Raw genomic sequence first — 15,321 nt, forward strand, 5'->3', positions numbered from 1 at the left:
AAGTGTGAATATGGCCAATAAGCCAGCCAGTCATTATATTCAAAGCATCCAGTCACTTATGGCACAAAAAAACTGGGATGCTGCTGCTGAAATGGCAGACCAATTTTCCAGGAAATTGCCAGGCGAAGTGGCCGCTTGGATATTGGCTGCGCAATGCAGTATGCAGTCGGGTCAGTTGGATCGCGCGGCTGACTGTTTGGTCAATGCGCGTCAATTGGCACCAGAAGATGTGATGTTGATTTGGCAACAACTGAAAGTTTGGGAGTCATTGGGCCGTTATGATTTAGCCATACCGCAGGCAAAAAAAATGTTAAACTTGATTCACAAAGAATCAGTTCAAGTCAGGGCTGATGTGCTTCAAGGTTTGGCTGTGTTTTTAATGGCACAGCATCAATTCGAGCAGGCAGAATTGATTTTTCTGAAAATCAATCAACAACAACCCAATCACAGTGACGTTTTGCTCAACTTGGCAACAATCAAGCAATACAGAGGCGAAATTAAGGAAGCAGAAATGATGGGTTTGTCTGTGCTCAATCAATTTCCAATGTTTCCTGATGCCTTGTATTTTCTGGCTCATTTGAACCGAAAAAATGACAAGAACTTGGTAGAAAAGATAAAGTCTGCTTTGAAACAAAAGCAATTACATCCACAATCAGAATCAAAATTACATTTTTCGCTGGCTAAAAAACTCGAGGATGCTGGAGATTTTGCGACTTCATTTGAACACAGAAAAAAAGGTACCAAGCTGTTTCGTTCAACTTATGCTTATGATGTGGATGGCGATATTGACTTTATTAAACACATCAAGGAAGCCTATTCACAAAAAGTGATGAAGCATTCAAACGACAGCTGTGTCAATGATGCTCCAATTTTCATAGTCGGACTGCCTCGCTCTGGTACCACTTTGTTAGAGCGAATTATCGGTAATCATGATGAAGTGATTTCGGCGGGTGAGCTGATATATTTCAATCGTTTGATGTCTTTTGCACTGCAAAAGAAAGCAAAAAATGAAGCGCTTTCTAGCCAACAAATGGTCAGTGCTTCGATAGACCTTGATTTCAATGAGTTAGGAAAATCTTATGTGAATTGTGCAGAAGCCAGTCTGGATTCTAAAGCGCGGTTTATAGACAAGCACCCGATTAATGGTTTGTATTTGGGGTTAATCCACAAAGCTTTACCAAATGCCAAATTTATTATTTTGGATCGGCAGCCAATGGATATGTGTTATGCCGTCTATAAACAGCTTTTTGCGCCTGGCATCTATCAATATTCTTACGATTTGAAAGAGGTGGCGGCTTATTATCAAGCCCATTCAGAGTTGATGGATCATTGGCAAAATGTGATGCCTGATGCGGTTTGTCGGATCAATTATGAAGATTTAGTGGCTGATACTGAGTTGACCGCTAGGTGCGTTCTGGATTTTTGTAATTTGTCATGGCAAGGTGCGTGCTTGGACTTGGGTAGTAATAAACAAGCTTCAGCTACAGCGAGTGCCAGCCAAGTTAGGGGCAAAGTATACAGCTCTTCAGTGGGCTTGTGGAAAAATTACAAGGAAGAGCTGTCTGATTTAAAGCGATATTTAACTTCTTAGGCTTCTTTTTTTGCTATTTGTTGTTGTTTGCGTATTCGGCTGGTGCCAGACAATTCTGCCGCCTCAACCACAACCATTAAGGCATTTGGATCTATGCTCAAAACCAAATCTCGCAGTTGAGGAATTCTTCTGATACCGACGACAACAAACAAAATACTTTTGTCATTCTCCATCGTCAAATTATGTCCTTCTAAAATGGTACCATCTCGTCCCAATTCTTCTTTGATGGTTTGACCAATGGTGTGGTTGTGTTTGGAAACGATGTGAATGAATTTTTCTGAAACCGCGCCAGTGAGCATGCGATCTATTAAGCGGGCCGTTATATAAATGCTGATCATACTCCACAGCACTTTTTCAAGGTCCTGAAATATCAATCCCACAGCCAATAAAATCATGCTGTCCATCACCAATACAATTTGGGCTGGCTTAAAGTGACTGTATTGAGATAATATGCGAGCCACAATGGTGGTGCCACCTGCTGATGCTCGGCCTTGCAAAACCAATCCGACACCGACGCCAGCTATGATGCCACCATATAAAGTAGAGAGCAGCAGGCTGTTAATTTCTGGAAAGCTGATGAAGTAGGGCAGATAATCAACTGCAACTGCAGTCAGTATCATGGAAAAAATACTCCGCAATGCAAACCCCAAGTCAATGAATGCCCAGCCTGCTAATAATAAAGGAATATTGATTGCCAGCATGGCCTGTCCCACTGTTAATGGAGTGAGTATGTGCAGTAAGATGCCCATGCCAGGCGTGCCACCTGTGACAATTTCAGCTGGCAGTAAGAAGAAGGCAATGGCCACTGCCATCAGCATCGAGCCAATAAAAATTCTCAGTCCATGCTTTAATTCAGCTTTGGTACTCATGATTTTTCTTTATCCCACATGCGCATCAAGCCTTGTTGTGCCGTTGAAGCAACCAGTTCTCCTTTGATATTAAAGACATGGCCCGTGGCAAAGCCTCGGGCTTCAGATGCACTGGGGCTGTCACAATCGTACAGTAACCAGTCATCAATTTGAAATGGCCTATGAAACCACATCGCATGGTCTAAACTGGCAAATTGCAACTTGGGGTCTAAATATGAAATACCGTGCGGCAATGTGGCTGTTGATACCAGATGAAAATCTGACACAAAGGTCAACAAGGTGCGGTGCAGAGAATGGTCTTTGGCCAACGGCGCTCGTGCTCGAAACCAAATGCGTTTGAAAGGTTCTTTGGGCTGGTCGTCAAAGGGGTCAACATCGTCCACAAAGCGAAACTCAAAAGGCCCTTGTGTGGTTAAGGTGCGGCGCATTCTTGGTGACAGTTGCTTGATTTTGTCACCAGGAATTAAGGTTTTTTCTGTTAATTCATCTGGCATCGGCACATCAGGCATCGGCTTTTGGTGTTCAAAGCCAGCCTCTAAACGCTGGAAAGAGCATGATAAAATTAAAATAGGACGGCCATTTTGAATTGCTGAAACTCGTCGATTGCTGAATGTTCTGCCATCGCGGGCCCGTTCTACTTCATACACCACTGGTTTGTTACAATCCCCTTCACGTAAAAAATAGGCGTGGAGAGAGTGTACTTCTTGCCCATCTGTGGTGAGGTAGGCCGCCTGTAAAGACTGTGCCAATGCCTGTCCGCCAAAGATTCTCCCTGTACCAATGTCTAAGGACTGTCCGCGGAATAGGTTGTGCTCTAATTGTTCTAGGTCAAAATAGCTGAGTAATTTGTCGAGTTCATTCATGATTGTTTTTCATTGATTGGCGGGTGCTGTGCATTGCTGCCAATGTTGATTAAAGTGGTTTGAGGCATGACTTGGTTCCAGGGAAATAAGGGGCCTGGGTCAATTTTTCTGTGTACTTGTTTGTTTGGATCGTCACTTGCTGTTATCAACCGTTGATCTAAATCTTGGTGACCAACAATGTGCTTGAGCTCGGTGAATCGATTGGTGAGCCAGTTAATGAGTTGGTTCAAAGCAGTGATTTGAGCTTGTGTGTATTGTTCTGTCGGTGTTTGGCTTTTACTGTCAAACCAATTAGGATAGCGTCCGACGTTGACCAGTTCAATTCCAATGCTGTTTTTATTGTGGTTGGCCACATGATGGGCCACATACTCAGGGAATACCCAGCAGCTGACACTGCCATCCCTGTCGATGTAATAATGTCCGGAATTTCCTGTGCCACTTGGGTATAATACGCGTTCACCATAAGTTCTGGCTAAGGCAAGGTCGGGCAACTCTGTGCAATGTATCACCAGCAGTTCAATTTCTTGCGCTTGTCTTTTATCCAGAAATGATTGATAAGGCAGTGGATTCAGTTTGATTTTCATGGAAATCTGAAAGCTCGAAACAGTTGCTTAAATAAAAGCCCATTCTAACAAAGCCAGATGCTGATAAAAAGCACTAAAACCATTGCATTGGCCAAGCAAAATCAGTAGAATTCGCCGGCTATGGCTAAATCACTACCCGATTCGATTGAAATTGTAACTGCCATAAGGAAATCGTGGCTGCTTTCGGGCACCATTTTGTTATCAGATTTTGACCGCTTGCCTTCGCATTTGGTTAAGGTTGACGATCAAGAAGTCAAGTTTGAAATGGCTTTTGAACCTTCGTCTGACATCATGGGCTTGGCGCACATTGCAATCGAATCTAAAATTGAATTGATTTGTCAAAGAAGCTTGGAGCATTTTGACTTTGACGTAAAAGTAAATAAAACCATTGGTTTTATTAATCGTGTTGAAGATGAAGACAAGTTATTTGGTGGTGTGGCACCTTCCTGGGTGGATGGTGACACAGTTAATCCAAAGGCTTTGTTGGAAGACGAGTTGCTTTTGGTGGTTCCAGAGTTTCCGGTGAAACCTGGTGCAACCATAAAGTCAGAATATTTGGCAGATGAAGCAGAACATGACACAGCAGAAGAAACACATAATCCTTTTGCTGTATTGAAAGATTTAAAATAATTTTGGAGAATCAAAATGGCAGTACAAAAAAGCCGCAAAACACCTTCTAAAAGAGGTATGAGACGTGGACACGACAGCTTGAAAACACGCACATTGTCTATCGAGCCTGAAACAGGTGAAACGCATTTGCGTCACCACGTAAGCCCAGAAGGCTTTTACCGTGGCCGTGAAGTCATCCAGTTCGAAGAAACTGTTGAAGAAGGCGAAGAATAATTGAATGGAGTATTGCTTACTCTAAACAATATTTGAAAAAAGGGCGAAGTGTTAAACTTGGCCCTTTTTTTATCATTCACATGAACGGTTAAGGATGTCAAAAAGCACCATGCATCAAAAAACCATCGCCATCGATCTGATGGGCGGTGATAAAGACCCATTGCAACGTCTGGATGCAGTGACTTCTTACGTTAGGAATAACAAGAAGGTGCTGTTTCAACTGTTTGTTGAAGAAGCTTTTTATTCTACTCATGCAGAATTTTTTAAAAACCTATCAAATCACATCCATATCATAAAAACGCCACAACAAGTGGTGATGTCAGATACGCCTTTCCAAGTACTAAAACACAAGCGAAACAGCACTTTGTCACTGGCGATTAAGTCGGTTGCTGATGGAGTCAGCGATGCGATTTTGACGGCTGGAAACACCGGTGCATTGGTCGCATTTGCCAAAACATGGTTGAAACCTTGTGGTGAGATTGAGCGACCGGCATTGGCGACTATTTTACCTGGCCAACCTAAGCCTACCTTGCTTTTGGATGTGGGTGCTACTTTGGATTACCGAGCAGATGATTTATTTGACTTGGCACATTTGGGTGCACAAGCTGCCAGTAAATTGCTGGACTGTGGTGACAAACCAGAAGTGGCCTTATTGAATGTCGGTACTGAGCACATGAAAGGCAATGACGCGGTGCAACAAGCTGATCGTTTATTACAGCATGCCGAGCTGAATTATGTTGGTTTTTGCGAAGGTACTCACCTGTTTGAAGGGTTTGCAGATGTGGTCTGTTGTGATGGTTTTGTTGGTAACATCACGCTCAAAGCTTGTGAAGGTATGATGACACTGATGTCACAAAACAGTGAAAACATGAGGAATTCACGTGTGACGAAGCTGTTTAAAGGATTTATGGCATCAATCAGCGGTTTAAACTACAATCCATCTCAATATAATGGTGCATTACTATTGGGATTGGATGCTTGTGTGGTTAAATCACATGGTAATTGCGACAGCAAAGGTTTTTACGCTGCCATTGAACGGGCGGTATCGTATTTAGAAAACACTTAATGTTTTCGGATGCTGGTTGATTCAGCCAGCGGGGACAAAATAACATGACAATTTACTCAAAAATCATTGGCACGGGTAGCCACCTGCCAGATAAAATTCTCACCAATGCCGACTTAGAAAAAATGGTTGATACTGATGACCAATGGATTCAAGACCGCACAGGTATCAAGCAAAGGCATGTGGCAGGAGATGGTGAAACGACGTCGACATTGGCTATTGAGGCAGCTAAAAAAGCATTTGAAGTGGCTGGAATTACTGCAAAAGACATAGACTTAATTGTTGTGGGTACAACCACACCTGATTTGATATTTCCCAGTACAGCATGTTTGATTCAAAATGCCCTTGATTGTCCGGGAATTGCTGCATTTGACGTCAATGCGGCATGTTCAGGTTCGATTTATGCCTTGGCTGTGGCTGATAAATTCATCAAATCTGGTACACACAAAAGGGCTTTGGTAATTGGTGCTGAAACATTGACTCGTATGGTCGATTGGAATGATCGAACCACCTGTGTGTTGTTTGGTGATGGCGCGAGTGCCATAGTGCTTGAAGCCACAGAAGAAAAGGAAGGCGTTTTATCAACGCACATTCATGCAAATGGTGCACACGGTGACTTATTGAATGCGACAGTGGGTGTTTCATCAGGTTTGAAGAATGAGCCTAATGGTGGGCTTAAAATACGCATGAAGGGTAATGAGGTGTTTAAAACCGCAGTAATGACCCTTGGTCGTATTGTCAAAGAAACATTGAAAGCCAATGACATGAAAAAGACGGACATTGATTGGTTGATTCCGCACCAAGCCAACTTACGCATCATCACAGCCACAGCCAAAAAGCTCAGCATGAGCATGGATCAAGTGATTGTGACGGTTGATAAACATGGTAATACATCGGCGGCATCTGTAGGCTTGGCCCTTGATGAAGCCATCAAAAGTGGAAAGGTCAAACGCGGGGATGTTTTACTGCTTGAAGCATTTGGCGGTGGATTTACTTGGGGTTCTGCCCTGATTCAATATTAATAAAATAATTTAAATTCGTATGACTAAAACAGCATTTGTATTCCCTGGGCAGGGGTCGCAATCGGTGGGGATGTTAGATGCATTAACCGAGTATTCAGAAATCACCACATTATTTGAACAGGCCAATGACGTATTGGGTCATGATATATTGACCATGGTCAATACAGGTCCAGCCGATGATTTGAATCAAACGCAATGGACACAACCTGCTTTATTGGCAGCATCTGTGGGTATTTATCAAGCCATATCAAAAAGAAGTGAGATACAAGTCGATGTCATGGCAGGCCATTCGCTGGGTGAATATTCGGCTTTGGTTTGTGCAGGTGTCATGTCATTTGAGCAAGCCATTAATTTGGTTCACTTACGTGGACGATACATGCAACAAGCGGTACCAGCGGGCACAGGTTCTATGGCTGCTGTATTGGGTTTAGAGCCAGTAGATGTTGAAACTGCTTGTGCTGAGGCTCAAAAGTCAGTGTCAGGTGTTGTCAGTGCGGCGAATTATAATTCTCCGGGTCAAATTGTCATAGCGGGAGAAAAGGCGGCGGTAGAGGCAGCGAGCGCTTTGTGTGCTGACAAAGGTGCTAAAAAAGTCATGCCTTTGGCGGTCAGTGTGCCATCTCATTGCGCTTTGATGAAACCTGCGGCAGAACAGCTGAGTGAAGACTTGCAAAACATTGATTGGCAAGAAGCGAAGGTTGATGTGATTCACAACTTTGATGTCAGCGTACACAATGATGTCGCGGCGATTAAAAAAGCGTTAATGTCACAATTGTATTCTCCAGTACGCTGGACAGAAACGATGCAAAAATTACAACAAATGTCAGTAGAGACGGTAGCAGAGTGTGGTCCGGGTAAAGTGTTGTCAGGCTTGTTTAAGCGTTTTGACCGCAGTTTGACGGTGTTTCCATTGATGAATGCCAAAGGTATAGAGAAATTATTAGAGGGACTAGGAATATGAAGATAGATTTAAATCAGCAAGTGGCTTTGGTTACAGGTGCCAGTAGAGGCATTGGTAAGGCGATTGCAGAAACTTTATTAAAAGCAGGGGCTGTTGTAATCGGTACAGCCACATCAGAATCAGGTGCAGAAAAAATCAGTGCATACTTGGGTGAAGGCCGGGGCATGGTGCTTGATGTGGGTAGCCAAGAAAGTGTTGATGCTTTGATGAAAACATTAAAAGCAGGTGTTGGTTTGCCACAAATTTTGGTTAACAACGCCGGTATTACCAATGATAAGCTGTTGATGCGCATGAATGAGTCAGACTGGGATGGCGTGATCAATACGGATTTGTCATCTGTTTATCGCATGAGTAAGGCTTGTGTTCGAGGCATGATGAAAGCCAGAACAGGTCGCATCATCAATATTGGTTCTGTTATTGGTACCATGGGAAACCCTGGTCAAAGTAATTATGCGGCAGCTAAAGCGGGTATGATAGGCTTTTCTAAATCATTGGCTCAAGAAATCGGTTCGCGTGGTATCACCGTTAATGTGGTAGCGCCTGGTTTTATTCAAACAGACATGACCGATGAGTTGGATGAAGGTCAACAATCATCATTAATGGAACAGATTCCCTTGGCAAGGCTAGGTGAGACTCAAAACATTGCTGATGCGGTTTTATTTTTGGCCTCAGATATGGGTGCTTATATCACCGGAGAAACTTTACACGTCAATGGTGGCATGAACATGAGTTAAGGGTATAAAATACCCCAGACTTGAAAAATTGAAACAAAGCCACCATTTTTCGGTGGCATATTTAATAAACCTTGCATATACTATGCTTTTTTTACACAGGTAAAATTTAATGAGTACAGAAACTAAAGTAAAAGAAATCGTCATTGAACAATTGGATTTAGACATTGAATTGTCTGAGTTGAACAACGCTGCATCTTTCGTGGATGATTTGGGTGCTGATTCTTTGGATACAGTTGAGTTAGTGATGGCTTTGGAAGAAGAGTTTGAATGCGAAATTCCAGAAGAAGAAGCTGAAAAAATCACTACGGTTCAACAAGCCATTGATTACGTGACTGCCAACGCTTAAGTTTTAAAGCATTACAGTTTCAAATAAAGCTGGGTTAACGGGTTGTGAGTTAACCCGGCTTTTATATTTTTTGTGGGGACAAAAACATGACGAAACGAAGAGTTGTGGTAACTGGTATGGGCATTGTCTCACCAGTTGGAAACACCTTACAGGCGGCTTGGCAAAATATTGTCAATGGCGTCAGTGGCATTGCGCCGATTACACATTTTGATACCGAAGGTTTTGCTGCCACCATTGCAGGTGAAATCAAGGATTTCGATGCCAAAGAATACGTGTCAGGTAAAGACGCAAAAAAAATGGATCCATTCATACACTATGCCATGGCTGCCGGAACACAAGCGATGGAAGATTCAGGCTTAGAAGTTACTGAGGCCAATGCTGAACGCATTGGTGTATATGTTGGTGCTGGCATTGGTGGCATATTAGGTATTCAAAAAACCACTGAAACATGGCTGGACAAAGGGCCAAGAAGGATCTCTCCATTTTTTATTCCCAGTACCATAATCAATATGGCCTCTGGACATTTGAGCATTAAATACGGCTTAAAAGGCCCTAATTTGGCCATGGTGTCGGCTTGTAGTTCAGCAACCCACAGTATTGGTATGGCTTTCCGCTCCATTGTTTATGGTGATGCTGATGTGATGGTTTGTGGTGGTGCAGAATATGCATCCACGCCTATTGCCATTGGTGGATTTTCTAGTTCTAAGGCTTTGTCGACGCGCAACGATGATCCAACAGCTGCTTCTCGCCCATGGGATAAAGAGCGCGATGGCTTTGTTTTGGGTGATGGCGCGGGTGTTTTGGTTATTGAGGAATATGAACATGCTGTAAAACGCGGTGCCAAAATTTATGCAGAATTGTCAGGTTTTGGTATGAGTTCTGACGCCCATCACATGACGGCGCCATCTCCTGGCGGTGAAGGCGCGGCACGATGCATGGCCAATGCGATTAAAGATTCAGGCTTTAATGCCGATCAATTTAATTTTGTTAATGCGCACGGCACCTCTACACCACAAGGTGATAAAGGTGAAAGTGATGCAGTTAAATTGACCTTTGGTGATCATGCCAAAAACATGGGTGTGACATCGACTAAATCTATGACGGGCCATTTATTGGGTGCAGCGGGTGGAATTGAGGCCATTTTCACAGCCATGAGTTTACATAATCAAGTGATGACGCCTACCATAAACTTGACCAACCCTGATCCAGAATGCGACCTTGACTATGTGCCCAATCAAGCCAGAGATGCCAAAATTGATGTGGCCATTTCAAATTCATTTGGGTTTGGTGGCACCAATGGTTCTTTGGTGTTCAATCGATTGTCAGTTAAATAAAGTCAGACCAATCGAATGGTTGTCAAAGCAATCAATAAAAAGCCCGATTTTCAGTCACTTGCGACTGATTCGGGCTTTTTTCCTGTCTTGTTAGAAAGCCAGTCAAATAACCCACAAACCGGCCGTTACAGCATCTTAATGGCTGCGCCCGCATCTGAACAATTTGCTTACGACTTGTCGGGATTGAACAAACTGCTCAACTGTATCGACCAAACGCCTAAGGCCCAATCATCGGTATTGCCTTTTGAATTTGGGTGGATGGTTTATTTGGCTTATGAGTGCGCAGCAGTATTTGAAGAAAAGTTAGCAGGTCAACTGCCAAAGCTGACAGATGAGCCCTTAGCTGTAGCCATTTATTGCCAAGGTGCTGTGTTATATGATCACATAGATAAAAAAACTTACATCACAGCCGAAGATGAGGTGACAGCAGCTGCCATTGCATCTAAGGTCGATAATTTGGATGGAAAGGCCGCTTCGCTAAAAGGGTGTTTTTCTTGTCAAGAAGAGGCGCCAACACCATTTAAAGAACAAGTGAAGCGTGCCAAAGAATACATTGTTTCGGGTGACATTTATCAAGCCAACCTTTCGCGGCAATGGAATTTAAGTGCAGAGGAAAGTATCTGTCCTTTGGCTGTTTTTGCTGCCATGAAAGCAAAAAATCCTGCACCATTTGCAGCCTTGCTACAAACCCCACTTTGGTCGATGGTCAGTTCATCTCCCGAGCGACTGGTTCAAGTCAAGTCAGGTCAAGTTTCTACGCGGCCGATTGCTGGAACGCGACCCAGAAGTGAAGATGCTGATAAAGATCGTGCGCTGATTGAAGAATTGCTCAATACACCCAAAGAACAGGCTGAACATGTGATGTTAATTGATTTAGAACGCAATGACATAGGGCGGGTGAGCAAAAAAGGGACGGTTCATGTGGATGAATTGATGGTCATTGAGTCTTATCCAACCGTGCATCACATAGTATCTAATGTGGTAGGGCAATTAATTCCTGGTGCGACTGTGGTCGATGTGCTTCGATCTTTGTTTCCAGGGGGGACTATCACAGGCTGTCCCAAAGTGCGTTGTATGGAAGTGATTGCTGAATTAGAGCAACGTCCACGCGGTTTTTATACCGGTTCAATTGGTTACATCAACCACGATGGACAAATGGATTTTAATATATTGATCAGAAGCTTGGCCATTTCAGATGGTAACGTTCGCTTATTCGCCGGTGCAGGTATCGTACATGACTCTGATCCGGATGCTGAATTGATAGAAACACGCCACAAAGCCAGAGGTTTATTGCGGGTTTTGGGAGCTGAAAAGTAAGTGTCGGAACTCATGGCAAGTTCAATCAAAGTGCTCGACTGGAAAGCGTTAATCAATCGAGGCTTGCAGTATGGCGATGGGATTTTTGAAACCATGCGATTGGTTAATGGAAAAGTGCCATTGTGGCAGTTTCATTGGCATAGGTTTCAACAATCAGCTCAATATTTAAACCTTAATTGTCCAAATGAAGCTGAAATTTTAAAACAAATTGACAGTTGGTTTGTGGCGGAAGAAGCATCACATGCTGTGATAAAACTCACTTTGTTCAGACAAGCTAAGGGCAGGGGGTATGCAGCACAGCACAAAGACAGTGACTGGATACTGCAGTCCTCGCCTTTACCACATGAAAATAAAAAGCCTTTTCATTTAGGTTTGGCGCAGCTGCAACTGGCAGAACAGCCTTGTTTGGCGGGTATCAAGCACTTAAACCGATTGGAGCAAGTGTTTTTGGCTCGAGAGCTTCAGCAATCAAGGTTCGATGAAATGCTGGTTTGTGCTCAATCAGGAGAGTTGATTGAATCCGTAAGCCAGAATGTGGTTTTGTTGAAGGATGACGAGCTATATACACCAAAAACAACGCGCTGTGGTGTGTCAGGAGTGGGTTTGGCATGGCTGAAAAGTCATGTCACTGTGAAGAGTGTCAATATTCAAGTGAGTGAATTGTCGTCATTTGATGGTTTGTTTTTAATCAACAGTGTGCGTGGTATCTCGTCAGTCGAATCTGTTGATGGTGTGAAAAAGTTCAGCACAGCATCTTCACTTCACGATAGAATTGAGCATTCGTGGAATGAGTTAATGAGTTTGTGAAAAAAATACTGATTCAATCTGTATTGGTTGTCGTTGTGCTGGCTTTGGCTGCACTGTACTTGTTTTATAATAGGTACAATAATTTTCTATTGAGCCCTGTTTTTCATCAGGTGCCGGTCACACTAGACATCAAAAAAGGAAGTAATTATACAGATTTCATCTCTTTGCTTAAGTCAAAGGGAGGTAAAGGTGAATTGTGGCAGTGGAAGTTGTTGGCCAGATTGAACCCTGATCAATCGCAAATAAAAGCCGGAGAATTTGAAATTGTTAAGCGTTCCACTCCTCGAGAATTGCTGGCCTATATTGATGGCAATAATGTCAAAAGTTACCAATATACTTTGATTGAAGGCCTGACTTGGAAAACCATCAAATCAGAACTGTTTGAAGCGCCTATGAAGCATGTGCTGATTGACATGAGTGATGAACAATTGATGTCAAAGTTAAGTATTGATGCGCCTTCATTAGAGGGTCAGTTTTTACCTGAAACTTATCAGTTTGTTAAGGGAGACAGTGACCTGTCAGTGATGAAACGTTCACATCAAGCGTTAAAAGAAGTGTTAGCAGATGCATGGTCATCACGCTCAGAAAAAGTAAAACTCAAAACACCTTATGAACTGTTAATCTTGGCATCCATCATTGAAAAAGAGACGGCTGTGGCTTCAGAAAGAACCACCATTTCTGGTGTTTTTCACCGACGATTACTCAAAGGAATGAAATTACAAACAGATCCAACCGTTATTTATGGTGTGGGTGAAGATTATGCAGGCGACATTACAAGGGCGCATTTAAAGACTGATACACCTTACAATACCTATACTCGAAAGGGATTGCCGCCAACGCCAATTGCCATGGCAAGTGAAGCATCCATCAGGGCAGCGGCTCAACCCAAAGATGGAAAAGCGCTTTATTTTGTTGCCAATGGCTTGGGGGGGCATACTTTTTCAAATACCTACGATGAGCACCTGAAAGCCGTCAAAAAATATTTAAGAGCGCAAAGAAACAAACCATGAGTCACAAGTCGTTTTTTAACCAAATTCCTGCACAATTTATTTCATTGGAAGGCTCAGAAGGTGCAGGGAAGTCCAGTGCCTTATCAGTCATCACTTCAATTTTAGATTCTTGGTCGATTCCTTACATCACCACCAGAGAGCCTGGAGGAGAAGAAAGTGCTGAAAAAATTCGGGATATTTTATTGTATGCCAATCATTTGGATGCTCAAACAGAGTTGCTATTGATGTTTGCTGCACGAAATGAGCATGTGGTTAAAACGATTAGGCCTGCTTTGGCTGCTGGAACATGGGTGGTGTCCGATCGATTTGTCGATGCCAGCTTTGCCTATCAAGGTGGTGGGAGATCAATTGATAATCATGTGATTGGTTTTTTGGAGCAGTTGACTGTGGGGGATACGGTGCCTGATTTGACACTGTATTTGGATGTCACACCTGAAGTGGGGCTGTCTCGAGCCGCCGCACGCTCTGAAAAAGACCGCATTGAAAAAGAAGACATGACTTTTTTTCAAACCATAAGAACAGCCTATTTGGCCCGGTTAAAAGCCTATCCAAAACGAATCAAGCATGTCGATGCGGATGTGAATATTGATCAAGTGGCTGAGCAGATCAAACGAGTTATGAATAATTTCAAGGAGCAGCTGTGAGCAATATGTTTTGGTTGAGTGATGCCCAAAATGCTTGGCAAGGGATGATTGGCAAGGGTATTAAGCCCCAAGCAGTGATTGTCAATGGAGCAGAAGGTGTAGGAAAGCGTGCATTGTTGGCGCAAATCATTCCTGTCATGTTATGTTCGAAAAGTGATGAACAAGCCTGTGGTGAATGTCAGAGTTGTCGTTTAAATCATGCTGGGCATCACCCAGATGTGTTGACTGTGACACCTGAAAATAATTTGGTAAAGGTGGGTATGATCAGAGATTTAACTGATTTCTTTGTTTCTACCCCCCATTGCTCCCAGCATAAAATTGCGGTGATTCACCAGGCACATCTGATGAATAATTCTGCGGCTAATGCCTTGTTAAAAGTGTTAGAGGAGCCACCATCTTCTGGGACTTTGTTTTTGCTTTCTGAAGCAAAGCACCACTTACTTCCTACAATCAGAAGTCGTTGTATCAGTCTAGATATTGCAATTCCAGAATCGATAGCACCTGAAGTGTATCAATGGCTTGTATCTCAATACGATAATGAAAAAGAAGTATTGGCCATACATCCCCTAATGTCTGGTGAACCATTGTCGGCATTGGCCTGTTTGAAGGCAGGAGTTTTGACGGAGTTTATTGCATTTTTAGATGACGTCTGTGGCTTTATAGTAGGTCAAGACTCTTTGGTTGCCGTAGTAAAAAAATGGCATGAAACTATTGGCCTTAAGCATTTGGAAATGTGGCAACAATTAAATATGTTGTTACTAAAGGAATGTTCCAAACAGCCATTGAATAAAAAATGGTCTGGTCATCAGTTCAGTAAATTGCTCAAAAAAGAGCCGCAAAGTGCTGATTTAATAATCAAAATGAATGATTTGATACAGGGTGTTGTGCTAAAATTTAATACACAACTTAAAAAACAATTGATGTTAGAATCATTGTTATTTCAAATCAAACAACGGATTTCTTAGGGGTAAGTTATGGCTTTCATGGGAGGCATGGGTAAAAAAGGTATTTTGTCTTTGAATATTCAAGGAGCTGCAGAGCTGCATAAACATTATATGCCTTTTATTCAAAATGGCGGGCTGTTTGTTAAAACCAGTAATGAGTATAAACTGGGCGAAGAGGTTTTTGTTTTGGTTACTTTGGATGAAGAAGAACGCATGCCTGTGACTGGAAAGGTTATTTGGGTTACACCTAAAGGGGCACAAGGGTCTAAATCTGCTGGGATTGGCATACAGCTCGCCCAAAATGCAGATATGAATGTGGTTAGAAAACAAATTGACACCATTCTTGCTCCTTATGGCGGAGAGGAAATACCAACGGAAACCATGTAAAT

General features: G+C 42.8%; 18 protein-coding genes. 15 read left to right on the plus strand and 3 right to left on the minus strand.

The genetic code is table 11. The features are described from left to right. The first annotated feature begins 10 nt into the window (after positions 1-10). Positions 11-1,591 carry a tetratricopeptide repeat-containing sulfotransferase family protein gene (locus FET73_RS07185; RefSeq protein WP_154223267.1) on the plus strand — a complete coding sequence of 527 codons (1,581 nt, stop codon included), beginning with the start codon at positions 11-13 and terminating at the stop codon, positions 1,589-1,591. Here the strand turns inward: FET73_RS07185 and FET73_RS07190 are convergent. The 3 genes from FET73_RS07190 to FET73_RS07200 are packed head-to-tail and all read right to left on the minus strand — an operon-like array spanning position 1,588 to position 3,907. Then, the gene (locus FET73_RS07190; RefSeq protein ID WP_154223268.1) at positions 1,588-2,460 is read right to left on the minus strand and encodes a YitT family protein; all 873 of its coding nucleotides are present in this window, start codon (positions 2,458-2,460) and stop codon (positions 1,588-1,590) included. The genes FET73_RS07185 and FET73_RS07190 overlap by 4 nt on opposite strands. After that, positions 2,457-3,323: an acyl-CoA thioesterase gene (locus FET73_RS07195; protein ID WP_154223269.1), complete on the minus strand. Its 867-nt coding sequence runs from the start codon at positions 3,321-3,323 to the stop codon at positions 2,457-2,459. Before FET73_RS07195 ends, FET73_RS07190 begins: the two co-directional genes overlap by 4 nt. Next, positions 3,320-3,907, minus strand: a complete 588-nt coding sequence (locus FET73_RS07200; protein ID WP_154223270.1) for an N-acetylmuramoyl-L-alanine amidase — start codon at positions 3,905-3,907, stop codon at positions 3,320-3,322. Before FET73_RS07200 ends, FET73_RS07195 begins: the two co-directional genes overlap by 4 nt. Before the next feature lie 120 nt (positions 3,908-4,027). Between FET73_RS07200 and FET73_RS07205 the strand changes: the two genes are divergently transcribed. From FET73_RS07205 to FET73_RS07270, 14 genes are all read left to right on the plus strand, one after another. Further along, positions 4,028-4,537, plus strand: a complete 510-nt coding sequence (locus FET73_RS07205) for a YceD family protein (protein ID WP_154223271.1) — start codon at positions 4,028-4,030, stop codon at positions 4,535-4,537. A 15-nt stretch (positions 4,538-4,552) separates the two neighbouring features. Continuing rightward, positions 4,553-4,750: a 50S ribosomal protein L32 gene (gene rpmF / locus FET73_RS07210; RefSeq protein ID WP_154223272.1), complete on the plus strand. Its 198-nt coding sequence runs from the start codon at positions 4,553-4,555 to the stop codon at positions 4,748-4,750. A 109-nt stretch (positions 4,751-4,859) separates the two neighbouring features. Next, positions 4,860-5,816, plus strand: coding sequence for a phosphate acyltransferase PlsX (gene plsX / locus FET73_RS07215; RefSeq protein WP_179952162.1), 957 nt, complete (start codon positions 4,860-4,862; stop codon positions 5,814-5,816). Between the two features lie 44 nt (positions 5,817-5,860). Continuing rightward, the gene (locus tag FET73_RS07220) at positions 5,861-6,835 is read left to right on the plus strand and encodes a beta-ketoacyl-ACP synthase III (protein ID WP_154223274.1); all 975 of its coding nucleotides are present in this window, start codon (positions 5,861-5,863) and stop codon (positions 6,833-6,835) included. A gap of 19 nt (positions 6,836-6,854) precedes the next feature. Further along, complete coding sequence (fabD, locus tag FET73_RS07225) at positions 6,855-7,796, plus strand: ACP S-malonyltransferase (RefSeq protein ID WP_154223275.1); 942 nt, start codon at positions 6,855-6,857, stop codon at positions 7,794-7,796. Then, positions 7,793-8,530, plus strand: a complete 738-nt coding sequence (fabG, locus tag FET73_RS07230) for a 3-oxoacyl-ACP reductase FabG (protein WP_154223276.1) — start codon at positions 7,793-7,795, stop codon at positions 8,528-8,530. The genes fabD and fabG overlap by 4 nt, the downstream gene beginning before the upstream one ends. Before the next feature lie 109 nt (positions 8,531-8,639). Continuing rightward, positions 8,640-8,876 (plus strand): acyl carrier protein, encoded by a 237-nt coding sequence (gene acpP, locus FET73_RS07235; RefSeq protein WP_154223277.1) that lies wholly within the window; start codon positions 8,640-8,642, stop codon positions 8,874-8,876. A gap of 86 nt (positions 8,877-8,962) precedes the next feature. Beyond that, positions 8,963-10,210 carry a beta-ketoacyl-ACP synthase II gene (gene fabF / locus FET73_RS07240; RefSeq protein WP_154223278.1) on the plus strand — a complete coding sequence of 416 codons (1,248 nt, stop codon included), beginning with the start codon at positions 8,963-8,965 and terminating at the stop codon, positions 10,208-10,210. Positions 10,211-10,225: 15 nt separating this feature from the next. Then, positions 10,226-11,527 (plus strand): chorismate-binding protein, encoded by a 1,302-nt coding sequence (locus FET73_RS07245; RefSeq protein WP_154223279.1) that lies wholly within the window; start codon positions 10,226-10,228, stop codon positions 11,525-11,527. Next, entirely contained in the window at positions 11,528-12,334 is an 807-nt protein-coding gene (pabC, locus tag FET73_RS07250; protein WP_154223280.1) for an aminodeoxychorismate lyase, read from the plus strand. Further along, the gene (gene mltG, locus FET73_RS07255; protein ID WP_154223281.1) at positions 12,331-13,344 is read left to right on the plus strand and encodes an endolytic transglycosylase MltG; all 1,014 of its coding nucleotides are present in this window, start codon (positions 12,331-12,333) and stop codon (positions 13,342-13,344) included. Before pabC ends, mltG begins: the two co-directional genes overlap by 4 nt. After that, the gene (gene tmk, locus FET73_RS07260) at positions 13,341-13,988 is read left to right on the plus strand and encodes a dTMP kinase (protein WP_154223282.1); all 648 of its coding nucleotides are present in this window, start codon (positions 13,341-13,343) and stop codon (positions 13,986-13,988) included. The genes mltG and tmk overlap by 4 nt, the downstream gene beginning before the upstream one ends. A gap of 5 nt (positions 13,989-13,993) precedes the next feature. Further along, positions 13,994-14,953: a hypothetical protein gene (locus FET73_RS07265; protein ID WP_246172706.1), complete on the plus strand. Its 960-nt coding sequence runs from the start codon at positions 13,994-13,996 to the stop codon at positions 14,951-14,953. Positions 14,954-14,962: 9 nt separating this feature from the next. Then, complete coding sequence (locus FET73_RS07270) at positions 14,963-15,319, plus strand: PilZ domain-containing protein (protein WP_154223284.1); 357 nt, start codon at positions 14,963-14,965, stop codon at positions 15,317-15,319. Positions 15,320-15,321 lie beyond the last annotated feature (2 nt).

This window comes from Marinicella rhabdoformis, from assembly GCF_009671245.1.
In the GTDB taxonomy this organism is placed as follows: Bacteria; Pseudomonadota; Gammaproteobacteria; order Xanthomonadales; family Marinicellaceae; genus Marinicella; species Marinicella rhabdoformis.